Annotated in this window: 15 protein-coding genes; 10 read left to right on the top strand and 5 right to left on the bottom strand. The window is 73.6% G+C overall.

What is annotated here, in order from left to right:
• Window positions 1-30: 30 nt before the first annotated feature.
• Window positions 31-720 carry a cell division ATP-binding protein FtsE gene (gene ftsE, locus ACF09J_RS06340; RefSeq protein WP_361414983.1) on the bottom strand — a complete coding sequence of 230 codons (690 nt, stop codon included), beginning with the start codon at window positions 718-720 and terminating at the stop codon, window positions 31-33.
• Window positions 721-1,000: 280 nt separating this feature from the next.
• Here ftsE and ACF09J_RS06335 point away from each other — a divergent pair, with 280 nt between their 5' ends.
• Window positions 1,001-1,192, top strand: coding sequence for a hypothetical protein (locus tag ACF09J_RS06335; RefSeq protein WP_392304220.1), 192 nt, complete (start codon window positions 1,001-1,003; stop codon window positions 1,190-1,192).
• 118 nt (window positions 1,193-1,310) lie between these two features.
• Here the strand turns inward: ACF09J_RS06335 and ACF09J_RS06330 are convergent, their stop codons facing one another.
• From ACF09J_RS06330 to ACF09J_RS06315, 4 genes are all read right to left on the bottom strand, one after another.
• Complete coding sequence (locus ACF09J_RS06330) at window positions 1,311-2,048, bottom strand: hypothetical protein (RefSeq protein WP_392304219.1); 738 nt, start codon at window positions 2,046-2,048, stop codon at window positions 1,311-1,313.
• A gap of 320 nt (window positions 2,049-2,368) precedes the next feature.
• A complete protein-coding gene (prfB, locus tag ACF09J_RS06325; RefSeq protein WP_392304218.1) occupies window positions 2,369-3,481 on the bottom strand; it encodes a peptide chain release factor 2 in 1,113 nt (370 codons plus the stop codon).
• A gap of 712 nt (window positions 3,482-4,193) precedes the next feature.
• Window positions 4,194-5,447: a serine/threonine-protein kinase gene (locus ACF09J_RS06320; protein WP_392304217.1), complete on the bottom strand. Its 1,254-nt coding sequence runs from the start codon at window positions 5,445-5,447 to the stop codon at window positions 4,194-4,196.
• 121 nt (window positions 5,448-5,568) lie between these two features.
• Entirely contained in the window at window positions 5,569-7,248 is a 1,680-nt protein-coding gene (locus ACF09J_RS06315) for a protein kinase (protein WP_392304216.1), read from the bottom strand.
• Between the two features lie 503 nt (window positions 7,249-7,751).
• Here ACF09J_RS06315 and ACF09J_RS06310 point away from each other — a divergent pair.
• The 9 genes from ACF09J_RS06310 (at window position 7,752) to ACF09J_RS06270 (ending at window position 24,918) form a co-directional block, all read left to right on the top strand.
• Window positions 7,752-11,492 (top strand): FHA domain-containing protein, encoded by a 3,741-nt coding sequence (locus tag ACF09J_RS06310; protein ID WP_392304668.1) that lies wholly within the window; start codon window positions 7,752-7,754, stop codon window positions 11,490-11,492.
• Window positions 11,493-11,712: 220 nt separating this feature from the next.
• Complete coding sequence (locus ACF09J_RS06305; protein ID WP_392304215.1) at window positions 11,713-13,101, top strand: ABC transporter substrate-binding protein; 1,389 nt, start codon at window positions 11,713-11,715, stop codon at window positions 13,099-13,101.
• A 7-nt stretch (window positions 13,102-13,108) separates the two neighbouring features.
• A complete protein-coding gene (locus ACF09J_RS06300) occupies window positions 13,109-14,452 on the top strand; it encodes a carbohydrate ABC transporter permease (protein WP_392304214.1) in 1,344 nt (447 codons plus the stop codon).
• 88 nt (window positions 14,453-14,540) lie between these two features.
• Window positions 14,541-15,443 (top strand): carbohydrate ABC transporter permease, encoded by a 903-nt coding sequence (locus tag ACF09J_RS06295; protein WP_392304213.1) that lies wholly within the window; start codon window positions 14,541-14,543, stop codon window positions 15,441-15,443.
• Between the two features lie 612 nt (window positions 15,444-16,055).
• Complete coding sequence (locus tag ACF09J_RS06290; protein ID WP_392304212.1) at window positions 16,056-18,248, top strand: CDP-glycerol glycerophosphotransferase family protein; 2,193 nt, start codon at window positions 16,056-16,058, stop codon at window positions 18,246-18,248.
• A 15-nt stretch (window positions 18,249-18,263) separates the two neighbouring features.
• Window positions 18,264-20,510: a CDP-glycerol glycerophosphotransferase family protein gene (locus tag ACF09J_RS06285; protein ID WP_392304211.1), complete on the top strand. Its 2,247-nt coding sequence runs from the start codon at window positions 18,264-18,266 to the stop codon at window positions 20,508-20,510.
• The gene (locus tag ACF09J_RS06280) at window positions 20,507-21,826 is read left to right on the top strand and encodes a hypothetical protein (RefSeq protein WP_392304210.1); all 1,320 of its coding nucleotides are present in this window, start codon (window positions 20,507-20,509) and stop codon (window positions 21,824-21,826) included. Before ACF09J_RS06285 ends, ACF09J_RS06280 begins: the two co-directional genes overlap by 4 nt.
• Window positions 21,827-21,961: 135 nt before the next feature.
• Window positions 21,962-23,257 (top strand): glycosyltransferase 87 family protein, encoded by a 1,296-nt coding sequence (locus ACF09J_RS06275; protein ID WP_392304209.1) that lies wholly within the window; start codon window positions 21,962-21,964, stop codon window positions 23,255-23,257.
• 44 nt (window positions 23,258-23,301) lie between these two features.
• Window positions 23,302-24,918: a glycosyltransferase family 2 protein gene (locus ACF09J_RS06270; RefSeq protein ID WP_392304667.1), complete on the top strand. Its 1,617-nt coding sequence runs from the start codon at window positions 23,302-23,304 to the stop codon at window positions 24,916-24,918.
• The last annotated feature ends 8 nt before the right edge of the window (window positions 24,919-24,926 follow it).

The following is a 24,926-nucleotide window of genomic DNA, read 5'->3' as shown; positions in this document are numbered from 1 at the left end:
GTCTGGTCAAGCCTTTCCGTCGTGGACTGGTCAGTGCTGGTAGCCGTAGACGCCGCGCGCCTGGTCGCGGACGAGACGGCCCTTCTCCAGCTCGATGACGCGCTTGCGCATCTGGTCCACGATGTTCTGGTCGTGGGTCGCCATCACCACGGTGGTGCCCGTCCGGTTGATGCGGTCGAGCAGCTTCATGATGCCGACGGAGGTCTGCGGGTCGAGGTTGCCGGTGGGCTCGTCACAGATGAGCAGCTTGGGCCGGTTGACGAAGGCGCGCGCGATGGCGACGCGCTGCTGCTCACCGCCGGACAGCTCGCCCGGCCTGCGGTCCTCCTTGCCGCCGAGCCCGACGAGGTCGAGCACCTGCGGCACGGACTTGCGGATCTCGCCCTTGGACTTGCCGATGACCTCCTGCGCGAAGGCGACGTTCTCCGCCACCGTCTTGTTGGGCAGGAGGCGGAAGTCCTGGAAGACCGTGCCGAGCTGGCGGCGGATCTGCGGGACCTTCCAGTTGGAGACGCGTGCGAGGTCCTTGCCCAGGACGTGCACCTGCCCGTGGCTGCACCGCTCCTCGCGGAGGATCAGCCGCAGGAAGGTGGACTTTCCGGAGCCGGAGGACCCCACGAGGAACACGAACTCGCCCTTCTCCACCTCCAGGGAGACATCCCTGAGGGCCGGGCGGGTCTGCTTGGGGTAGACCTTGGAGACATTGTCGAATCGGATCACGGATGCACCACGGATCGCCGGGGGTAGGTGAGCGTGACCTTACGCGAACCGGGTAGGGGTGCGCAGTCGCCGGTCACGGTTGGGTGTGGGTTGTGTGTTTTTGTGCGGGGCATATTCTCGCGGAGCCGGTGCCGCGCGGAGTCGGTGCGTGGCCCGCGCGGGGCCCGCGCTTGTGGAGCGACCCGCGCGCCGCCCCGGCGAACCTGGCATTGTGGGGAGGGAACGTTCGCGCGCGCGTGGGCGTTGACGGAGTAGGACCGGTGCGAGGAGGGCGAGGCGCATGACGTACGACCGGCTGGTGTGCGCGAACTGCGCGGCGCCCGTGAGCGAGGGCCGGTGCCCCGTGTGCCGTGCGAACCGCGAGCGGCTGCAGCAGGAGAACTTCCTCGCGGGCCTGAACCCGCTGGCGCTGGTCGCGCTGCTGGTGGCGCTGATCGCCGCGGTGGCGCTGCTGGCCCACCAGACGGTGTAGGGCGCACCCCGAGGACGCCGAACGCGAAGGGGCCCGGAGCTTGCCGCTCCGGGCCCCTCGTCGTTCACTCACCCGTACGCGCGCGCGTGCTTACCATGCGTACGTGGCCCGCCGCACCTCAGGCAGCAGCGCCGCCGCGGCCCTCCATGAGGCGCGGCAGGAACCGGAAGCCGATACCGCCGGCGATCATCGTGGCGGCACCGATCAGCAGGAACGTGGTCTCCGCGGCACCGGTCTCGGCGAGCTCCTGGCCGTTGCCCTGCGCGGTCGGCTTGCTGTCCGAGCCGGTCTCGGTCAGCGCCGAGGAGCCCTGCTCCTGCGGGACGGTGTGGTTGCCGCCACCGTTGGGGGTGGTGCCGTTGCCGCCGCCGTTGCCGCCGGGGGTGCTGCTGCCGCCACCGGGGTTGCCCGGGGTGCTGCCACCGCCGGGGTTGCCGGGGGTGGTGCCGCCGTCGCCCGGGTTGCCGGGGGTGGTGCCACCGTCACCGGGGTTGCCGGGGTCCGTGCCACCGTCACCGGGGTTACCCGGGTCCGTGCCACCGTCGCCCGGGTCCGTGCCACCGTCACCAGGGTCGGTACCGCCGTCGCCCGGGTCGGTGCCGCCGTCGCCCGGGTCGTCCGGGTTGCATTCCGGGCCGGCGCCGATGTCGCAGGGGTCGCCCTCGCCGTCGCCGCCCTGGTTGTCGTCATCGCCGGCGGTCAGGGAGACATTCGCCTTGATGCCGGTGCCGCCGACGCCGGCGTTGATGCCGAGGTCGAGGGCCGAGGCCGCGCCCGCGGCGGTCAGCGAGGCGCCGGCGGCGATCACGGCACCGGCCGCGATCCGCGCGACACGAACCCGCGTCTTCTTCGTCATATGGTTGCTACCCCCAGTAGCTGAATCGTCTTCGAGCGGCGCGCGGGGCAGTGATCAACGGGGGTGGTTGGCGCAGTTGCAGATCCCCCCGGTTCACATGCGCCCCAGAAATGCGCATGCCACGTTTCACCTTTGCCGTTTTTTGAAGGGCCGTCAAGGTCGTTTGCGGACGTGATGTCCAACTGCGCACTGTTTGGACGGGGTTGAAGTATGTGAGCGTGACGTAGAACCCGGACATTGGGCAACAGAAAAGGCAACTGCCGCTGGAGAAGCGGCAGTTGCCTTGTCGACATAGGGTCTGTTTGCGGTGTCCCGGACTGCTACTTGCCCTGGTCCTGCTGCTTGCGCCAGCGAATCCCGGCCTCAAGGAACCCGTCGATCTCGCCGTTGAACACGGCCTCGGGGTTGCCGACCTCGTGCTCGGTGCGCAGGTCCTTGACCATCTGGTACGGGTGCAGGACGTAGGAGCGCATCTGGTTGCCCCAGGAGTTGCCGCCGTCGCCCTTGAGGGCGTCCATCTTGGCCTGCTCCTCCTGGCGGCGCCGCTCGAGCAGCTTGGCCTGGAGGACGTTCATGGCGGTGGCCTTGTTCTGAATCTGCGAGCGCTCGTTCTGGCAGGAGACGACGATGCCGGTGGGGATGTGGGTGATCCGCACCGCGGAGTCGGTGGTGTTCACGCCCTGGCCGCCGGGCCCGGAGGACCGGTAGACGTCGATGCGCAGTTCGGACTCGTCGATGTCGACGTGGTCGGACTGCTCGACGACGGGCAGGATCTCGACACCGGCGAAGGAGGTCTGGCGGCGCCCCTGGTTGTCGAAGGGGGAGATGCGCACCAGGCGGTGGGTGCCCTGCTCGACGGAGAGGGTGCCGTAGGCGTAGGGCACCTGCACGGCGAAGGTGGTCGACTTGATGCCGGCCTCTTCGGCGTACGACGTCTCGTAGATCTCGGTCTTGTAGCCGTGCTGCTCGGCCCAGCGGAGGTACATGCGCTGGAGCCGCTCGGCGAAGTCGGCGGCGTCGACGCCGCCGGCCTCGGCCCGGATGTTCACGAGCGCCTCGCGGGAGTCGTACTCGCCGGAGAGGAGTGTCCGGACCTCCATCTCGTCCAGCGCCTTCTTGACGTCGGCGAGCTCGATCTCGGCCTCGGCGCGGGTGTCCGGGTCGTCCTCGGCCTCGGCGAGCTCGAAGAGCACGTCGAGATCGTCGATCCTGCCGCGCAGGGCCTCCGCCTTCCTGACCTCCGCCTGGAGGTGGGAGAGCCGGCTGGTGATCTTCTGCGCCTCGTCCGGGTTGTCCCACAGGGAGGGCGCGGCCGCCTGCTCCTCGAGCACGGCGATGTCTGCCCTCATCTTGTCGAGGTCCAGAACGGCCTCGATCGACTCCATGGTCGAGGAGAGGGACTTCAGCTCTTCGGATACATCGACGACTGCCACGCAACCAGCGTAACGGCTCCGCCAACCGACAAACGCCGCACACCCCCGCGCCCTCGGGGTCCAGGGCCCCTCGGGCCCCTCACAACGCCTTTCCCACCCACCCACCCGACTCGGTGGGTGAGAAGCCCCGGAGGGGCGGAGCATGCACCGAATCACAGAGGGCCGCGGGCCGCGGGCCGCGCAGGACAGGACACCCGGAAGCGCCACCAGGGAGGAGAAGCCGGGGCCAGCCCAGGGGCACAGGGGGCAAAGCCCCCGCTGGGCCCCGGGGCAGAGCCCCCGGGACGGACGGGCAGAAGGGCAGGGGTGCAGGGGGCGAAGCCCCCGCCGGGATCTGGGGCGGAGCCCCAGGGCCGGGACCCCTCAGCCCACCGAGACGGGCGGGCGGGTGGGAAACAGGGGGTGCAGGGGGCAAAGCCCCCGCCGGGGTCCGGGGCAGAGCCCCAGGGCCGAGCCCCCTCAGCCCACCGAGTCGGGCGGGTGGGTGGGAAACAGGGGGTGCAGGGGGCGAAGCCCCGCCGGGGTCTGGGGCAGAGCCCCAGGGCCGGGACCTCTCAGCCCACCGAGTCGGGCGGGTGGGTGGGAAACAGGGGGTGCAGGGGGCGAAGCCCCCGCCGGGGTCTGGGGCGGAGCCCCAGGGCCGAGCCCCCTCAGCCCACCGAGACGGGCGGGCGGGTGGGCAAGGCGGCGCGGCCCCAGGGCGCCGGGGCCGTCACGGCGATGCCGAGTGACCCGGCGTCCCCGGGGCCCCGTCCGCCCCGTCCTCCGACGACGCCCACCACACACCCGCCCCGAGCACCCCCGCGACCACCAGCCCCGCCACCCCCAGCGTCAGCCTCCGCCGCCGCGCAGCGGCCCGGTGGCGGGCGGCGGAGCCGGGCCGCGGCGCACCCGCCGCTCGCGGCACCCGGGCCGTACCCCGCGCACCTCCCGCCAGCTCGTCCGGCGCAGGCACCCGCATCGACGTGTGCGTGTCCCGGTTGGAGTCCGGCTTCGCCCCGGGCACCAACGGGACCGCTCCCCGCCGTACCCGCTCGCCGGCCCCGGCCGGCGGAACCGGCCGGTCGGACGGCGACGCGTCCTCGCCCGCCGCCTCCCCCGCAACCTCCGCGTCCGGCTCGTCGACGTCCAGCGGCGGCATCCCCGCGAGCATCGGCTGGAGCTCCCTGAGCAGGGCGCCCAGCTCCGAGGCCCGCAGCCGCGACGCCGGCGCCTTGGCCAGGCACTGCACGATCAGCCGCCACAGCTCGTCCGGGATGCCCGGCAGCGGCGCCACCGTCTCCGTGACGTGCCGGCGCAGCACCGCGCCCGGATGCCCGCCGCCGAACGGAGTGAAGCCCGCCAGCAGCTCGTACAGGACCGTGGCCAGCGCGTAGATGTCCACGGCGGCCCGCGGTGGCAGCCCCTCCACGATCTCCGGCGCGAGATAGTCCGGCGTACCGATGATCTTCGTCGCGCGGGTCCGCTTCGGCGAGTCGATGAGTTTGGCCACACCGAAGTCGGTCAGCAGCGCCGGGTGCGCGCCGCCGGGTCCGAGCGGCCCCTGCATGTCAAGCAGCACGTTCTCCGGCTTGACGTCCCGGTGCACGACCCCGGCCGCGTGGGCCGCGGCGAGCCCGTCGGCCACGTCGGCCACAATTGCCACGGCCGCCTCGGGTGCCAGCCGCCGCTCCCGTTCCAGCCGGGTGCGCAGGTCCGTACCGCGGACGAGGTCCATGACGAGGGCCAGGTCGTTGCCGTCGACCACCAGGTCCCGTACGGAGACCACGTTCGGGTGCTCAAGACCCAGCAGCGCCGTCCGCTCCTGCACGAAGCGGCCCACGAGTTCCTGGTCGGACGCGAGGTCCTCGCGCAGCAGCTTGACGGCGACAGGGCCGTCGGGTCCTTCGCCGAGCCACACCGTGCCGGCGCTGCCCCGCCCCAGGATCTGGTTCGCGGTGTACCGGCTGCCGATCTTCCGTGCCAAGACTGCTCCTACAGACGCGTGTTGCCGACAAAGCTACGCGTCCGGCGAGCCAACCCTCACCACGGAGCCGGAATTCACCCGCCGGCTGTCGACAAATCCCCAGACCCGCGCCGACCCGCGCCTAGTTGCCGCCGCCCCCGCCGCCGAGGTCCTTGATCCAGCCGCCCACCGTGTCGGCCCAGGAGCTCAGTTGCTTCCAGTAGCTCTCGCCGTTGCCGACCCAGGTGTGCAGCGGCGTCAGTTCCCAGACGAGCCAGCCGGCCACCACCAGGATGATGATCGTGAACAGGCAGCCCTTGAGGCAGCCGAGTCCGGGGATCTTCATCGGGTTCGCGCTCCGCTGCCGCGGCGGCCTCGGCTCGCGGACCGGCCGCCGGGGCTCCGGCTGGGCGGGCGGCGCGTACCGCTGCGGCTGGGGTGCGTACCGCTGCGGCTGTTGCTGCTGCTGATAGCCGCGGCCGGGCTGCGCCTGGGGGGCCTGCGCCCGGCGCGGCGGCTGCTGCTGAGGCCGGGCGACCTGCCGCTGCGGGCGGCGGCGCAGCGGGTCCTCGCTGGGGTCCAGGTACTGGACCTGCGTCTGCTCGTTGCGGTCGCGGGCGGCGCGGAGCTGGTTCTGCCAGGGATGCGGCTGCTCGGGCTGCTGGTCCCCGTACGGCCCGCCGCCGCCGTTCATGTCGCCCGGCGACCCCTGCGGCATCGGCGGCATCACGCGCGTGGCGTCGGCGCCGCCGTGGGTGGGCAGCGCGGTGGTCGGATCGGCCGCGCCGGGCACGCCCGTGTGCGGCAGAACGCTGGTCGCGGCGTTCGGGTCGTACGACGCCGCGCCCTGCGGCAGCACCTGCGTGGGGTCGGCGGCGCCGGGCACGTCGGGGGCAGGCACGGTCGCGGGTGCCGGATCGGGCGCCAGCAGCGCGCCCACGGCCTCCGCGGCGGCGATCTGCGCGGCGCCCGCGTGCACGCCCACGCCGTCGGCGACGACGCGCAGGCCCCGGGCGAGGTTCTCCGCGCTGGGCCGTTCGTCGGGGTTCTTGCGCAGGCAGCGCTCGATGACCGTCCACAGCGGGTCCGGGACGGTGGACGGGCGGCGCGGCTCGGCGCTCAGGTGCTGGTGCAGGACCTCGAGCGCCGACCCGCCGGAGAACGGCGGACGGCCGGTGACCAGCTCGTAGAGCAGGATCCCGGCGCCGTAGACGTCCACGGCGGAGGTCTGCGGACGGCCCTCGGCGGACTCGGGCGCGACGTACGCGGGCGTGCCGACGAACTCGTGGGTCCGGGTGAGTCCCGGCGAGTCGGCCAGACGGGCGATGCCGAAGTCGGTGAGCATCGGGTGCATCTGCCCGCCGTCCTGCTTCAGCAGGACGTTGGCCGGCTTCAGGTCGCGGTGCACGACCCCGTCGGCGTGGCTCGCCGCGAGCGCGTCGGCGATCTGGGCGGTGAGCAGCGCGGCGGCCACGGGCGTGAACGGGCCGTTCTCGCGCAGGTAGCGGTGCAGGTCGGGGCCGTCGACGAGGTCCATGACCAGCGCCAGCAGATCGCCCTCGACCACCAGGTCGCGCACCCGCACGATGTTCGGGTGGGTCAGCCGGAGCAGCACGGACCGCTCCCGCAGGAACCGCATCACGATGTCGGCGTCGCTCGCCAGCTCCTCCTTGAGGACCTTGATGGCGACGGTCTCACCGGGCTGTCCGGGCACGGCCGCCTCAGCGCCCGCCGCCTCCCTCTGGCGGGCCCGCCAGACGGTCCCGGTGGCACCGCGTCCGAGCGGCTCCTCCAGGAAGTACTTGCTGCCTACCGGCCGCACGTCATGTGCTCCCTGCTGCTTGCTTGCCTGAACCCGCGCTCCCGGGGCGTCCCGCGGGTGCCGCGACCCGCCGCGCGGGTGTTCCGACCCACTTTAGTGCCGTCCTCCGCGATGCCGGGCGGTCGAGCTGCCGCGCCCGGCGCCGCGGCCGCGCCGCGCCGGCTCCTTCCACGGCGACGTACGCACGGGGGCCCGTACATGTTCGATGGAAAGACGCTCGGCTCGCGTCGGTTGGTTGCCCCGTACGGACATGAACGATCTCAAGCAAGCATCGAGCGGACATTCGATGGGCACATGCCGGGAACTTTTGCGGGCAGAGCCGACCAATCAAGATCACTTGGCGGTGGGCGGCGGGCGCGCTGTCGGTGGTAGGTGCGAGGATGCCTCCAGAACTGGCCGACGTGCTCGTGCGGTGGTGGGGGAAAGTCCGCGGTGGGGGACCGCGGGGCGGTTCCGCCCGACGCCGGTCGCGGGCGCCCGCGCAGAAGGGACCGCTGACGGCGATGCAGATCCGGCTGACCGTCGTAGATCCGCTGGGCCCGCCCTCCCCCACGATCTCGGCCCCGCAGGAGCGGGGCGGCCGTCCACCCGCGCGGAGCCGCGCCGCGAGCTGCGACGTACTGGTCACGGCCCCCGCCGGCACCGCCCTGGCCGCGGTGGCGGCGGCGCTGGCCGCGGCGGTCTGCGGCGAGGGGAACCCGGCGTCCGAGCGGGGCGGCCGGGAGCGCGGCGCGTCCGGCGGACGTGAGCCGGGCGCGGGCCCCGTGGTGCTGTACGCGGGCGCGGAGCGGCTCGACGCCCAGCGCTGCACCCTCGGCGAGCCCCCGCTGCTCGACGGCGCGGTCCTGTCCCTGGGCGCCCCCGCGGACCCCGAGCCGCACCCCGAGCTCGACGACGCCCCGACCCAGCTTCACGTGGTCGCGGGGCCGGACGCGGGCGGGGTGCACCTGCTGCACGGCGGGCAGATCACGGTGGGCCGTTCCGCCGACGCCGACGTGCCGCTGGACGACCCCGACGTCTCGCGCGTGCACTGCGCGGTGACGGTCGCACCCGACGGCGGCGTCTCGGTCGCCGACCTGGGCTCCACCAACGGCACGGTGCTGGGCGGCAGGCCCGTCGGGTCCCGCCCGGTCCGCTTCGCCCCGGGGGCGCTGCTGCGCATCGGCGAGTCGGCCCTGCGCCTGACACCGGCCGCGGGGCCGGACGCCCGCGTACGGACGGCACCCGACGGGGAGGGCCATGTGCGGCTCCCCGCCCAGAGCGCCCCCGCACCGGCGGCCACCACCCCGGCACACACGCGCGTACGGGACGACGACGAGGCCGGCGGCGGCGCGCAGGCGGCGGCCACGCGCGCTTACGGCGATGCCGCGGGCCCGACCGTGGCCCACCGGGGAACGTTCGCGCCCCACCCGCCGGAACCCCGGGAGCACGGGCCCGCCGACCCGACCGTGGTTCCCGCGCAGGCCGGAGCGCCCCGGATCGAGAGCGGCCACGGCCCTGACGGCTCGGCGCTGCCGCCCGTGCCCTTCGCCATCACGGCCGACGGCGGCACCGGCGTGCCGCAGGTCCTGCGGCGGCGCGGCGGACTCGGGGCGTGGGCGCGCCGGCTGACCGGCGGGCGCGGCGAGCAGGCGGCCGACCGGCGTGGGACGTACGACGACGGCGCGGCGGACACGCGCGCGCAGGACGCGCCCGCGTGGTGCTCCGCGCCGCAGCAGCCGGAGGCCTGGCCCGACCCGGCGGCGCTGCTCCTGGCGGCCCTGGGTCCCGGACCGCGGCTGTGGGAGCGCGGGCCGGGGCACCCGGAGGCGCTAACCGTGCGGCTCGGCACGGCCGACCGGCCGGCGCCCGACGGCTCGGGACTGCTGCCCGCGGTCCCGGTCACCGCCGACTTGCGCGAGGTGGGGGCACTGGGCCTGGCCGGACCGCGCGCCCGGCTGTCGGGGCTGGCCCGCGCGGTGCTCGCCCAGCTCGCCGCGGCGCACTCCCCGGACACGCTCGAGATCGTGCTGCTCAGCGCCGACGGCGGCCGCCCGCTCGCGGAGCGCACCGCCGAGTGGTCCTGGCTCGGCTGGCTGCCGCACGTCCGCCCGGCCCACGGCCAGGACTGCCGCCTCCTGCTCGCCTACGACCGCGAGCAGGCCGCGGCCCGCACCGACGAACTCCTGCGGCGCGTCGAGGACCGCGCGGACCACACGGACCACATGACGGACCACCCCGGCGGCGCCCCCGCCGCCGGGACGGACCCCGCGGCCGGCGACCACCGGGCGTCGGCGTCGGACGCGCGCGACGGCGCCCGGCGGCCCTCGTGGGCGCGGGACGGCGATCCGGCGGGCGAACGGAACTTCCCGGGGCCGTACACGGTGGTGGTCGTGGACGGCGACCCCGGCGGCGCGGCGGTGCGCGAGGCGGTGGCACGCCTGGCGCACGAGGGTCCGCAGGCGGGGATACACGTGGTGTGTCTCGCCGAGACGACGCCCGCCTCGCCCGCGTCCCCGGTGACGGACACCTACGAGGCCGCGTGCGCGGTGTCACCGGGGTTCGGGGAGTGTGGGGCCGTCGCGCTGCTCAGCGGTGACGTGGCGACGGCGCTGCGGCTGATGCGCGTCGCGGGACACCCGGCCGCGGCCCATCCGGACAGCGGGTCCGAGCGGATCCGGCGGCACCCGGACGACCTAGGCGCCCTGCGCGCCAACGTGACCTCCGGGGCGCCGGGGGCACGGGGCCCGTACCGCGACCCCATACCCCCCGGCACCGTCGCCGTCGTCGACGCGGTGTCCCCGGCGTGGGCCGAGCGGTTCGCCCGGGCCCTGGCGCCCTTGCGGACGGACGGGCCCGGAGCGGACCGGCCGGTCCGGGTGTCGGCGCCGTTGCCCCTGTCGGCGCGGTTGCTGGACGAACTGGGGCTGGCCCGCGCCACCCCGGCCTCGCTCCAGTCCCGCTGGGCGGACGCGGCCGACGGCACGACGGCCCTGGGCGGGCGCGCCTGGGCGATACTGGGCGCCGGTCCGCGCGGGCCGGTCTGCGCCGACCTCGTGGCGGACGGACCGCATCTGCTGATCGAGGGTCCGGCGGGCAGCGGCCGTACGGAACTGCTGCGATCCGTCGTCGCCTCGCTCGCCGCCGCCGAGCGCCCCGACCGCCTCGGCATCGTGCTGGTGGACGGCCGGGACGGCACCGGCGCGGGCGGCGGGCACGGGGACGGCCTGCGGGTCTGCACGGACGTGCCGCACGTGACCACCCACCTCACCGCCAACGACCCCGTCCGCATGCGGGAGTTCGCCCAGTCGCTGAGCGCCGAGCTGAAACGCCGGGCCGAACTCGTGGGGCTGACGGACTTCGCCGAGTGGCACACCCGCCGCGAGATCTCCGGCCGCCTCGTCCCCCAACGCACACCGGCGTCGTCCGGGGGGACGGCGGCCCGCGGCGCGTACGAGCCGGCGTACGCCCCCACGGACCCCACCGGCACGGGCACGGCCCACACGGCTCTGCCCGGCCCGAGGACGACCGGGGCGCGCACGACCGGCACCGACACGGACCCCACTGGTCCCGACACGGCCCGCGCCCCCCAGCGCACGGCGACCGCCCACGGCGCGTTCCCCCCGGGGTACACCGGCACGGGCCCGGCCGGACCGGGCGGCGGCGGGGGTGCGGGAGACCTCGACAGCCCGCCCAGTTCGACGATGCGGCTTCGGCCCGCCGCCGCCCGCAGGCAGGCCGAGACCGCGCCGCCGCTGCCCCGTCTTGTGGTGGTCGTCGACGATCTGGACGCCCTGGTCTCGCCCTCGCTCGGTTCGCCCGGCCGGCCCTCCGCCGGGTCGGTGATCCGCGCGCTGGAAGCGGTGGCCCGCGAGGGCGAACGGCTCGGCGTCCACCTGGTGGCGGCCACCACGCCCGGCGGCCGTACGGCGCAGACCGAACCGGCGCGCCGGGCCGCGCTGCGGGTCACGCTGGAGGCGCCGGCCCAGGGACCGGACGAGCCGGCGCCCGGACGCGGCCGGCTGGCCTGTGCGGACGGCCGGGTGACGGCGTTCCAGGGCGGTCGCGTCACGGGCCGCATCCCCCGCACCGCGACCCAGCGCCCCACGGTCGTCCCCCTGGAGTGGCACCGCATGGGCGACCCGCCCACCCGGCGCTCGGTGCGGGAGTTGGGCAACGGGCCGACGGATCTGGCGCTGCTGGCAAGCGCGTTGGAGCGGGCGGCGCGGGAGGTGTCGGCGGCCCGGATTCCCCCGTTGCTGTAACCAGGGCCCCGTTGCCGCGAGTCACCCCCGGCCTTCACCGCCGGCGGCCCCGTCACCATCCCTCGCCGCCGTGATCAATACCTGACTGTGAGTCACGACGTGGTCACGATCGCCCGGTTGACACCGTGGGCGCCCTTGCCGACTCCCGGACCCCGGCGTACACCAGAGCCCACGGGACAGCGCTCGGACGTTCGACGAGGCAACGGAGAACGGGGCAGTCATGCGCAGCACGAGCAGCACCATCCTCAGCCACAGGGCCGCCAGGACCGCCGCGGTCGTCGCCGCGGGAGCACTGGCCCTCTCCCTCACCGCGTGCGGCGGCGGAAGCGACGACAAGAAGAGCGGCGACGACCAGAGCATGGGCACGAAGCCGAGCGGCGTCGTCACCCTCCCCAAGCTGGACGGCGCGACACTGGAGGTCGCCGCCGTCTGGACCGGCGGCGAACAGAAGAACTTCAAGCAGGTCCTCGCCGAGTTCGAGAAGCGCACGGGCGCCAAGGTCACCTTCGTTCCCGCCCAGGACCCGATCATCAACTTCCTCGGCTCCAAGATCGCGGGCGGCCGGCCGCCGGACGTGGCGCTGCTCCCGCAGCCCGGCGCCATCAAGCAGGCCGTGGACAAGAAGTGGGCCAAGCCGCTGGGCCCGGAGGCCCGGGCCCAGCTCGCCAAGAACTACTCGCAGGGCTGGCAGGACATCGGCAAGGTCGACGGCACCCAGTACGGCGCCTACTACAAGGCCGCCAACAAGTCGCTGATCTGGTACAACGCCGCGGTCTTCGAGAACGCGGGCGCGAGCGAGCCCAAGACCTGGAAGGACCTGCTGAACACCGCGCAGCAGGTCTACGACTCCGGGGTCACCCCGTTCTCCGTGGGCGGCGCCGACGGCTGGACCCTCACCGACTGGTTCGAGAACGTCTACCTCTCGCAGGCGGGCCCGGAGAAGTACGACCAGCTCGCTCAGCACAAGATCAAGTGGACGGACCCGTCCGTCAAGGACGCGCTCACCACGCTCGCCGAGATCTGGTCCAAGAAGGACTACATCGCGGGCGGCCCGAACGGCGCGCTGCAGACCGAGTTCCCGGCCTCGGTGACCCAGACGTTCACCGGCGGCGACCAGCCGAAGGCCGGCATGGTCTACGAGGGCGACTTCGCCCAGGTCAACATCGGGGAGACCAAGGCAGAGGTGGGCACGGACGCGAAGGTGTTCCCGTTCCCGGCCGTGGGCTCCACCCCGCCGGTCGTCTCCGGCGGCGACGCGGCCGTGATCCTGAAGGACTCCAAGGCGGCCCAGGCCCTGGTCACCTTCCTGGCCTCGGCGGACGCGGCGACGATCCAGGCGAAGCTCGGCGGCTATCTGTCGCCGAACAAGAACGTTCCGGACTCGGCGTATCCGAACGAGGTCCAGCGGAAGATCGCCAAGGCGCTGATCGACTCGGGCGACGACTTCCGCTTCGACATGTCCGACCAGGCCCCGCAAGCGTTCGGCGGCACGCCGGGCAAGGGCGAGTGGAAGGAACTCCAGGACTTCCTGAAGAACCCGTCGGACGTCGCGGGCACCCAGGCGAGGCTGGAGAAGGACGCGGCGGCGGCGTACGGCGGCGGGAGCTGATCCGGCGATGGCGCCGGCCACGGCGGCGGGAGCCCGGACGGGCACCGCCGCGCCCCGTCGTCGCAAGAGCGTGACCGGCACCCGCAGGACAGTGGCGGCTCTGTTCCTGCTGCCCGCCCTGGTGCTGCTCGGCGCGCTCGTGGTCTACCCCATCGGGTACTCGGTCGTCCGCAGCTTCTACGACGCCTCCGGCGACGGCTTCGCCGGATTCGACAACTACAAGGCCCTGTTCACCGACGACGGCATCCGCACCGCGCTGAAGAACAACATCATCTGGGTGGTGTTCGCGCCGACGGTCGCCACCGCCCTCGGCCTCGTCTTCGCGGTGCTGACCGAACGGGTGCGCTGGGGAACGGCGTTCAAGCTGGTCGTCTTCATGCCGATGGCGATCTCCATGCTGGCGGCCGGGATCATCTTCCGGCTGGTGTACGACCAGGACCCGGACCGGGGCGTCGCCAACGCGGTGTGGGTCGGGGTGCACGACACCTTCGCGCAGTCCTCGGCGTTTCCGAAGGCCCACCCGGGCCGCGACTCGCCGCTGAAGCCGGACGAGGGTGGCTTCATCACCTCGGCCACGGTCCGCACCGGCGAGTCGGTGGCGCTGCCCCTCGTCGGCGTCGCCCCCGACCAGATGCCGAAGAGCGCGAAGAAGGCGGTACAGGCCGAGCCGGAGCCCGGAAAGATCACCGGCACGGCCTGGCAGGACTTCACGCGAGGCAAGGGCGTCGGCAAGCTCGGCGCGGTCGACCCGGCGGAGTTCGGCTACGCCGGGATGCGGATCGAGGCGGTCAAGGACGGCAGGGTGGTCGCGTCGGCGAAGGCCGCCGACGACGGCACGTTCACCCTGCCCGCGCAGGCGGACAGCGCTCGGCTCCGGCTCCCGGCGAGCAACTTCGAGGCCCCGTACAACGGTCTGGACTGGCTGGGCCCGTCGCTGGTGACCCCGGCGATCATCGGGGCGTACGTGTGGATGTGGGCCGGGTTCGCGATGGTGCTGATCTCCGCCGGGCTCGCCGGGGTGCCCAGGGAACTGCTGGAGGCGGCCCGGGTCGACGGCGCCAACGAGTGGCAGGTGTTCCGCAGGGTCACCGTGCCGCTGCTGGCGCCCGTGCTCGCGGTGGTCGCGGTCACCCTGATGATCAACGTGCTGAAGATCTTCGACCTGGTCTACATCATCGCCCCGGGCTCCTCCCAGGACGACGCCAACGTGCTGGCCCTGGAGCTGTACCGCAAGGGCTTCTCGGAGGGACAACCCGGCATCGCCAGCGCCATCGCGGTGTTCCTGCTGCTTCTGGTCATCCCGGTGATGCTGTTCAACATGCGCAGGCTTCGGCGGGAGGTGCGGCGATGACGGCGCGTCCCGCTGTCGGCCGGGGGTCCGGGGGTCGCCCCCCGGAAGAACACAGCAACATGCGCAGGCTTCGGCGGGAGGTGCGGCGATGACGGCGCGAGTCGAGAGTCCGGCGAAGACGCCCGAGGCCGTGACGGTCGGGCCGTCCCTGGGGTCGCGGCTGACGGAGGCCGTCAGCGGCGGTGCGGTGCGCGTCTTCCTGATCGTGGTGGGCCTGTTCTGGCTGGTGCCCACGATCGGCCTGCTGCTGTCGTCGCTGCGCACGCCCGAGGACATGAGCGCGAGCGGCTGGTGGACGGTGTTCAGCAAGCCAGCGCAGCTCACCTTCGGCAGTTACCAAAAACTCCTGGAGAACGGGGACATCACCGACTCCCTGGTCAACACCGTCCTGATCACCGTGCCCGCGACGCTCCTGGTGGTGCTCGTCGGCTCGCTCGCGGGCTACGCCTTCGCGTGGATGGAGTTCCCCGGCCGGGACTGGTGGTTCCTGGCCGTGGTCGGCCTGCTCGTCGTGCCGGTGCAGGTCGCGCTCATCCCGATCGCCGAACTGTTCGGCAAGCTCGGCCTGTTCGGCACGGTCTTCGGAGTGATCCTGTTCCACACGGGCTTCGGCCTGCCGTTCGCGGTGTTCCTGCTGCGGAACTTCTTCGCGGAGATCCCCCGTGAACTGCTGGAGGCGGCCCGCCTCGACGGCGCCGGTGAACTGCGGCTGTTCGCCCGCGTGGTGATGCCGCTCGGCGGGCCCGCGATCGCCAGCCTGGGCATCTTCCAGTTCCTGTGGGTGTGGAACGACATGCTGGTCGCGCTCGTCTTCACCAAGTCCGGTACGCAGCCGATCACGGTCGCCCTCCAGACGCAGGTACGCCAGTTCGGCAACAACATCGACGTCCTGGCACCCGGGGCGTTCATCTCCATGGTGATCCCGCTGGCCGTGTTCTTCGCCTTCCAGCGGCAGTTCGTCTCGGGCGTGATGGCGGGCGCGGTCAAATGACCGCATGGCCCCGGCGGTTGGGGGCGGACCGGCAACGGGCCGCCCTCCACCGCCGCCGGTGTGCCGTCCCCCGGATGCCTCAGCGGGCCGTGACCGACCCACTCCACCGGCCGTTCCCGGGCAGAACGCCCGCCCGGCCCTTGGATGCCCCTTGCCCAGGTTCAGTGTCATCGCCCCCGCGCACCGGGTCCCGGCGTATCCGCGCACCTGCCTCGCGGCGTGCCGCCGCCGCTGCCGCTCCCTCGGCCTGCGGCGGGCGCTGTGGACCGGCCTGCGGTACGCCCTGGTCCGGCTGGGCCCGCACCGCGCGCTCCGGGTGCTGCGGCTGATGGCGGCCCGGTGCCGCCGGACGGCCGAGCGGGCCGTCAAGCCGGTGCTGCTGCTGCGGGCGGCCGTGCTGCGCGCAGGGCGGCGCACGGCGTGGCCGGGACGGTCGCCGTCCTCCCGTGCCGTGGGGTGTCGTCGCAGGTCGCGCCCCCGATCCGACGCCCGCTCGCAACCGTGCCGCAACCCGCCGGCCGGCAGGCCGTCACCCGAAGCCTTTGAACACCGTTTGCTCTTTTGGGAGTCCGTATGCACGCAGCGGACCGGATCAACACGAGAAAGAGCGGAATGCCCCGATTCAGCATCGTCGTCCCGTCGCATGACGTCGCGGGCCGGCTGTCCCTGGCGCTGGACTCGGTCCTCGCCCAGTCCTTCGGAGACTTCGAGCTGATCGCGGTGTGCGACGGTCCGGCCGTCCCGGCCGCCGGCGTCGCCGCCGACCACGCGGGGCGGGACTCGCGGGTGGTCCTGGTGCACTCGCCGCCGTCCGAGGGCCTCGGCGCGGCGCGCAACGCCGGGACGCGGGCGGCGAGCGGCGCCTATCTGCTGTTCCTCGACGGCGACGACGTCCTGGTGCCGGGCGCGCTGTCCGCGCTGGCCGCCCGCCTGGAGGAGACGGGCGACGTCGACGTGCTGTATTTCGAGCACGAGCGCAGTCCCTGGTGGGAGGGCGAGCCTGCCACCACGGCCGGGCCGCCGCCGGTCACCGTCGAGGGGTCCGCCTTCTCCCCCGCCGAGGCCCCGCGTCTGACGGGCGTTCCCCTGCCCGCGTGGAGCGCGGCCTACCGCCGCTCCTTCGTGACCGAACACGGTCTGGCCTTCCCCGCCGGGCACCGCACCGACGTCGGCTGGGGCGGCCTGGTCACCGTCGCGGCCGAGCGCGTCGCGGTGCTGCGCCGCGTCGTCGTACGGCATCTGCTGCGCCGGCAGGGCAGCCGGCTCGACCTTCCGGGCGAGCACCAGTTCGACCTCCTCGACCAGACCGAGCGAGTGCTCGTCCGGGCCGCCGCCGAAGGACTGCCCAGGAAGCGGTTCACACCCCTGTTCGAGCAGCTTTTCGACACGGTGCTGGCGGTGGCCGCGGATCCGGAAACGGTGCCCTCGCACCGGCGCCGCGCGTTCTTCCGCCGGGCCCACCGCCTGTACCGACGCCACCGCCCGGCGGGCCACCGCGCCCCGGGCGGCTCGTCCGGCACGCCGCACCGGCTGCTGGCGGCGGGCGCGTACACGGTGTTCCGCGTACGGTGCGCCGCCGGCCGTACGGCCGCGGCCGCCGCCCGGCGCCTGCCGCGCGGGGGCCGGCTGCGCTCACGCCTCGCCTACCGCCTGCACCTGCTCCGGCCGCTCGACGAGAACCTCGTCGTGTACTGCGCCTACTGGGGCCGCGGTTACGCCTGCAACCCGGCCGCCCTGCACGCCAAGGCCCGCGAACTCGCCCCGCACCTGCGCGGTGTGTTCCTGGTGGAGCCCGGCAAGGAGGACACCGTTCCCGACGACGTCGAGTACGCGGTGATCGGCAGCCGCCGCTACTGGAAGGTGCTGGCCCGCGCCAAGTACCTGGTGAACAACGCCAACTTCGCCGACGCCGTCGTCAAGCGCCCCGGCAGCGTGCACCTCCAGACCCAGCACGGCACCCCGCTGAAGACGATGGGCTGCGACCAGTCGACGTACCCGGTGGTCGCGGCGCGGTCCGGCAGCTTCACCAAGCTGCTGCGCCGCGTGGACCGGTGGGACTACAACCTCTCCTCCAACCGCCACTCCACCGAGATGTGGGAGCGGGCCTTCCCCGGCTCCTACGAGCCCCTGGAGTACGGCTACCCGCGCAACGACGTCTACTGCACGGCCCGCGCCGAGGACGTGGCCCGCGTCCGCCGCGAACTGGGCGTCCCGGACGGGAAGACCGCCGTCCTGTACGCGCCCACCCACCGCGACCACCACACCGGCTTCGAGCCCGGCCTCGACCTGGAGGCCTTCTGCGCGGCGGCCGGCGAGGACGTCGTCGTCCTGCTGCGCGCCCACTACTTCTACGACAAGGGCGGGCCGCGCAGCGGCGGCCGGATCATCGACGTCACCGCGCACCGCTCCTCGGAGGACGTGTGCCTGGCCGCCGACGCGCTGGTCACCGACTACTCGTCGATCATGTTCGACTACGCCAACCTGGACCGCCCGATCGTCGTGTACGCCGACGACTGGGAGGTCTACCGGGAGATCCGCGGGGTCTGCTTCGACCTCATGGACACACCGCCCGGCCCGGTCGTCCGCACCCCGGGGGAACTGGCGGCGGTCTTCCGCGACGGCGGGTACGCGGGCCCGGAGTCGGCGGCGCTGCGGGCCCGGTTCCGGCAGCGGTTCTGCCAGTTCGACGACGGGCTGGCCGCCGAGCGGACCGTCCGCCGGGTGTTCCTCGGCGAACCGCCCGAGGCGCTCCCGCCCGTGATCCCGCTCGCCGAGCGCGCCCCGGCCCCCGCCGCCACGCACTAAGGAGCTGACGCAGCCGTGCCCCGCTTCAGCATCATCGTCCCCTGCTTCAAGGTGCAGGGGTTCCTGCGCGAATGCCTGGACTCGGTCCTGACGCAGTCCTTCGACGACGTCGAGGTGATCGCCGTCGACGACTGCTCCCCCGACGGCAGCGGCGCCATCCTCGACGAGTACGCCGCCCGCGACCCGCGCGTCCGGGTGCTGCATCTGCCGGAGAACGTCGGGCTCGGCCGTGCCCGCAACGCCGGAATGCCGCTCGCCACCGGCGACTTCCTGTTCTTCCTCGACAGCGACGACACCCTCACCCGGGGCGCGCTGCGCGCCATCGCCGACCGGCTGGAGGAGACCGGCGACCCGGACGTGCTGGTCTTCGACTACGCCCGCACCTACTGGTGGGGTGGAACCCGGCGCAACGTACTGGCCGCTGTGCTCGCCGAGGCCGGCCCCGGCACCTTCACGGCCGCCGAACAGCCCAGGATCCTGGACCTGTTGATGGTGGTGTGGAACAAGGTCTACCGGCGCGGCTTCGTCGAGGAGCACGGCTTCGCCTTCCCGCCCGGCTACTACGAGGACACACCCTGGACGTTCCCGGTCCTGCTCACGGCCCGGCGGATCGCCACGCTCGACCGGATCTGCCTGTACTACCGCCAGCGCCGGCAGGGCAACATCCTGTCCACCACCAGCCGCAAGCACTTCGACATCCACGACCAGTACGAGCGGGTCTTCACCCATCTGGACTCCCATCCGGAGCTGGCGGGCTGGCGGCCCTACCTGCACCGGAAGATGGGCGAGCACTGCCTGGACATCCTCGCCAAGCCGGACCGGCTGCCCCCGTCGGACAAGGCCGAGTTCTTCCGCCGCACGGCGCGGATGTTCCGGGCCCACCGGCCCCCGGACGCGGACACGAGCGGTGAGGTCCGGTGGCTGGAGGGCGGTTGGGCCGCCTACCGGGTCAGGCGGCAGGCGGGGCGGGCCGGCCGGGAACTCGGGCGCCGGGCGCTGCGGGTCCGCCGCGCGGCGGCCGGGCGGGTCAAGGGCGGCTGGGCCGCGCTGCACACCCGCCGGACGCTGGACCAGGACCTCGTCCTGTACTCGGCGTTCTCGCACCGGGGCATGCTCGGCGACCCGGCGGCCGTCCACCGCAAGGCACGCGAGATCGCGCCGCATCTGCGCGGGGTGTGGGTGGTGCGGGACCGGGAGCAGGCCGCGCTGCTGCCGCCGGACGTGGAGTACGTCCTGCCCGGCACCCTGCGCCACCGGCAGCTCGCCGCCCGGGCCGCGTTCTTCGTCAACAACGTCAACTGGCCCTCCAGCCAGGCCAAACGGCCCGGCAGCACGCACATCCACACCCATCAGGGCACCCCGCTGAAGTTCATGGGGGCCGACCTTCTGGGCAAGCCCGGCGCCCGGCACGGCGTCGACGTGCCGGGCCTGCTGGACCGCGCCGACCGCTGGGACCACAGCCTGGTCGCCAACCGCCACTCCGAGCTGGTGTGGGAGCGGGCCTACCCCTGCCGGTTCGCCTCCGCGCGCACCGGCAGCCCGCGCAACGACGTGCTGGTCACCGCGCAAGCGGACGACGGCGCCGCCCTCCGCGACCGGCTCGGCGTCCCGCCGGAGCACACGATGGTGCTGTACGCGCCGACCCGGAGGGACTACCGGCGAGGCGGCCACGTCGAGCGCTTCGACCTGGCCCGGTTCGCCGCGGACCTCGGCGAGGGCCACACCCTCGTCGTACGCCTGCACCCCTCGCTGGCCACCGGACCGGCGCGCGGCATGGGACTGGCCGAGCTGCACCGGCGCGGAGTGCTCGTCGACGCGACCGACGAGCGGCACGTGGAGGAGCTCATGCTCGCCTCCGACGTGCTGGTCACCGACTACTCGGCCCTGATGTTCGACTACGCCAACCTGGACCGGCCGATCGTGGTGCACGCCGACGACTGGGGCGCGTACACCGCGAGCAGGGGCACGTACTTCGACATCACCGCCGAACCGCCGGGACATGTGACGCGCTCCTACGAGCAGTTGGCGCGGCTGTTCGCCTCCGGAAGCTGGCGGGACGCCGAGTCGGCGCGGCTGCGGTCCGGCTTCCGGGAGCGCTTCTGCGAGTTCGACGACGGCTGGGCGGCCGAACGGGTGGTACGGACCCTGATCCTCGGCGACGCGGAGTGGACACCGGATCCGGCGGCGGCGCCCGCGGCCCCCGGAGCGGTCGCCCACCTGCCCTCCCAGGCCTCCGGCCGCGACCTGCTGGCGCCCTCGTGAGACGGCCCCGGTGGAAACCGCGCGCGGGACGGCCGGGCACCTGGGTGCTGGTCCTGGCCGCCCTCTTCGCGCTGCTCCAGCTCGGCACGGTCACCGGCCGCGACACCCCCGACACCAAGAACTACCTGTCGTACGCGCTGAGTCTGCGCGGAGCGGACAAGTGGGAGGCGGCGGCCGTCACGATCGACTACGTGTGCGCCGGCAGGGCGGCCCGGGCGAGCCGCGCGCGGAGCGTGGACGTGCTGCGCTTCCGCGGGCCGAGCCCGGCGGCCCGGGTGGCGGACGCGTGCCGGGCCGAGCTGCGGCGCGAGGTGGAGGCACGGCTGCGGGCCGGGCAGACCGGCGGGCACACCCTGCCGTTCATGCCGGAACGCTTCATGCGGATCTTCGAGGCGCGGCCGGGCTACCCGGCGTTCCTGATCCCCTTCATCACGGTGTTCGGCGTGACGTGGGGCGTGTGGGCGGCGGGCGTCGTCGTCACGGCGGCGGGCGGCGTCCTCGTCTTCCTGCTGCTGCGCGGCCGTCGCGTGCCCGCGCCCCTGGCGCTGACCGGCCAGGGGCTCTACTACGTGCTGCCGTGCGGCACGACGGCCATGCGGCCGATGACCGAGGGCCTGATGCTGGCGCTGACCCTGGCGGCGCTGTGGGGGTGCTCGCTGGCGCTGGACGGCCGCACGGGGGCCGGCACCGCCCTGGTCGCGGGCGCGCTGCTCGCGCTGTTCACCGTCAAGCACTCCCAGGCGCTGTTCCTCGGGCTGAGCCTGGCGGCCGCGGGCGCGGCGGTCGCCGTACGGCGGTGGACGCGGCGGCGACCGGCGGGGCGGGGTGTCCTGGCGGTCACGGCGGTGGCCTGCGGCGCGGCCGTCGGCACGGTGCTCCTCGCGCGGGCGCTGCGCTACCCGACCTGGACCGACAGCCTTCAGGACCTGCTCACCGGCCACTACGCCCTGCCCGACCGCGACCGTCCCTGGCCGGAGCTGCTGCGGCTGGAGGGCGCGTTCTGGCTGGAGTGGCTGCGCCGGCAGCTCTGGCAGCCGCTGTTCGCCGCCCTGCTCGCGGCCGGCGCGTGGGGTGCGCTGCGGCGGCGGGGGGCGTTCGGGCTCTTCGTGGTGGCGACGGCGTCCACCGGGTTCCTCACCCAGGCCGCACATCCCGACATCACCGTGTGGGGCGAACGGCTGATCGTGCTGGCCTGGCTGCTGCCGGTGGTGGGGGTGCCGCTGCTGCTGGAGCGTGTGACGCGCCGGTCCGCGGCGGACGTCCCGGGCCCGCGTCCTCGCAGCGTGCCAGCCGAGTGGAGCCCGGTGACGCGATGACCCCGACGGACCCTGCGCACCCGGCGCAGCCGGTGAAGGCGCCGCGGCCGGTTTGTCCTACTTGGCAGTCTCTTGCCGATGCCAGGACGCGTATTAGCCTATTTAAAGCTTTCCGTCGGATTACGATCCGCCGTGATGAGTGCCTGCCAGAGCGTGACGCGTCTTCTCACGCGTCCGTCGACGAGACACCGCCTCCTCGGCCTGACGGCCGCCTGGCTCCTCACGCGCGCCCTGATGCTGTGGCTGCTCGCCCACGACGGGCTGCCCCTGCTCGGCGGGGGCTCGGTGGCGCGCGAGGTGTGGAAGCTGTACCAGCACTGGTACGGCCTGCTCTCCCACGGCGCGTTCCCGGCGCACGACACGCTGTGGCAGTACCCGCCGGGCGCCGGTCCGGTGCTGCTGTCGCCCGCGCTGCTGCCGGGCCTGACCTACTTCCGGGCCTTCGTGGTGCTCACCGTCGCCGTCGACGCGCTGGTCACGCTGGCGCTGGCGCACGCGGGCACCCGGCCTGGGCGCAGCCTGCGCGGGGCCGGCTACTGGACGCTGGGCCTGCCGCTCCTGCTGCACGTCCCGCTGGCCCGCTACGACGTCCAGGCCACCGCTCTGGCCGTGCTGTCCCTGCTGGCCCTGCCGCGCTCCCCGCGCGCGTGCGGCGCGCTCGCCGCGCTGGGCGCCCTGGTGAAGGTGTGGCCCGCTCTGGCGCTGCTCGGACCGCCCCGTGGCCGTCCGACCCGCTCGGCGTGGACCTGGGCGGCCGCCACCGGCGCAGTCCTGCTGACCGTCCTCGCCGGCCTGTTCGAAAACCCGCTCGCCTTCGCGCGCCAGCAGGGCGGCCGGGGCGTGCAGATCGAGTCGTTCGGCGGCACCGCCCTCGCACTGGCCACGCACGCCGGCTGGCCGGGCCGCGTGCGCTACCGGTACGGGTCCCTGGAGTTCACCGGACCGTACGTCTCCACCGTCGCACACCTCTCGCTGGCCCTGTCGGCCGGCGCCTTCGGACTGCTGCTGCTGTGGCGGATCCGGGCCCGGCACTGGACGCCCGCGACCCCGTACGACGCCGCGCTGAGCGCCGTCCTGCTGTTCACCGTCACCAGCCGGGTGATCAGCCCGCAGTACATGGTGTGGCTGCTCGGCCTCGCGGCGGTGTGCCTGACGTCGCCGCTGACCACACAGCGGCCGGTCGCCGCGCTGATCGCACTGGCGAGCCTGGTCAGCGTGATCGCCTATCCCGTGCTGTACCAGCAGGTCGCGGCCTGCACCTGGACAGGCTGCGCGCTCATGGTGATGCGCAACGCTCTGCTGGCCGCCGCCGCGCTATTCTCTTTCGCCCGGTTGTGGCGATCGACGACATCTCCGAAATGGATGAGGCAGGAAGGGGAACCCGAACCGGGAACACACCGTCTTCCGCACGGGACGCTAAGTCCGTCTTAACCGGAGATTACCGACCACCCCTACTATTCCCGCTCGTGGATCCCATGCCTCTGCACCCCCACCAGTCCACCGACGTCGGCGTCATCGTGATCGGTTACAACGACGCCGCCCACATAGCCGACGCCGTGCGCTCGGCGCTCGCGCAGGGCCCCTCCGTCACCGAGATCGTCGCCGTCGACGACTGCTCGACCGACGGCACCTTCGAGCTGCTCGACCGGCTGGCCGCGGCCGAACCGAGAGTGCGGGTGATCCGGCGTGAGGACAACAGCGGTGGCTGCGGCACCCCGCGCAACACCGGCCTCGACGCGGTCACGACGCCGTACGTGATGTTCCTCGACAGCGACGACGTCCTGCCGCCGGGCGCGGTGGACGCGCTGCTCGCCGCCGCCCGGGAGGAACAGGCGGAGGTCGTGAGCGGGCTGTGCGTGCGCCGTGAGCTGCCCTCGGGGCGTGAAGTGCCGTGGCAGCGCAAGCTGTACAGCGAGAGCGCCGTCCTCACGCGCCCCGCGCACCTCCCCCGCGTCGTGCACGACACCCTGTGCGTCAACAAGCTGTACCGCACCGACTTCCTGCGCGAGCACGCGATCCGCTTCCCGGAGGGGCACTTTCCGTACGAGGACTTCGTGTTCACCGCGCGTTTGCTGGCCGCCGGGCCACGCATGGCCCTCATTCCGGACCAGGTGTACGTGTGGAACGTGCGCCGTTCCGCCGGGCAGCTGTCGATCTCGCTGGACCGCTCGAACATCGAGAACTGGCGGGCGCGCACCGAGGCGAGCCGGTCGGCGTACGACATCCTGCTGAACGCCGGGCAGAAGGAGCTCGCGCGGGCGGCCCGCGCCAAGTTCCTCGACCACGAACTGCGCATGTACGCCCGTGAGCTGGGGCTTCGCGACGCGGGGTACCGGCGCGCGTGGTGGGAGCACACACGGAAGTACCTCGGCGAGTACGACGCGGCCGACTGGGAGGTCAACCCGACGGCCTCCGGGCGCCTACTCGGACGGGTGATTCTCGCGTCGCCCGAGCCGCGCGATCTGCCGCGCCTGAAGGAGCTCGCCGCCCGCCCGTCCCGGCTGTGCCCGCCCTACGCCCGCGACAAGGACGGCACCCCCGTCTGGGCGGACGACCTTCCCGGGATCAGCCTGGAGCCCTACCTGGTCCGGCCGGTCCACGTCCTGCCCCTGGCCGTGGACGCGGAACTGCGCCCCCACGCGGGCACCAGCCTGCTGCGGCTGCGCCTGCACGATCTGTACGGCAGGGTGGCGTCCGCCGGGCCCGAGGCCCTGGAGGTGGAGTGGCGGCACCGTGAGGCGGGGCGCACCGTCCAGCACGCCACCGTCCCGCTCACGCCGTCCGAGGACGGCACCTGGTCGGCCGGGACGGCCGTGCACCTCGCGGGGCTGGGCGCCGGCACCTGGGACCTGCGGCTGCGGGTGTGCTTCGCCGACGGCACGAGCCGTGAGGTGACGGCGCACGCGCGCACCGGCGCCGGTCTGCTGCGCCGCCGTGTCGCTCCGAGCGTGCGCTACGGCGTCCTGCTGGTCCAGCCCTACGCCACGCACTCCGGCGCGCTGGCACTGCGGCTGGCGGCGGGACTGAGCGGAGTGACGTCCGTGCTGCGGGGCAGGCTGCGCCGTCTGCTTCACCGGGCCGCGCCCCGGTGAGCACGCCG

This window comes from Streptomyces sp. NPDC014889 (assembly GCF_043081205.1).
Taxonomy (GTDB): domain Bacteria; phylum Actinomycetota; class Actinomycetes; order Streptomycetales; family Streptomycetaceae; genus Streptomyces.
This window is presented reverse-complemented; position numbering and strand designations above follow the sequence as displayed.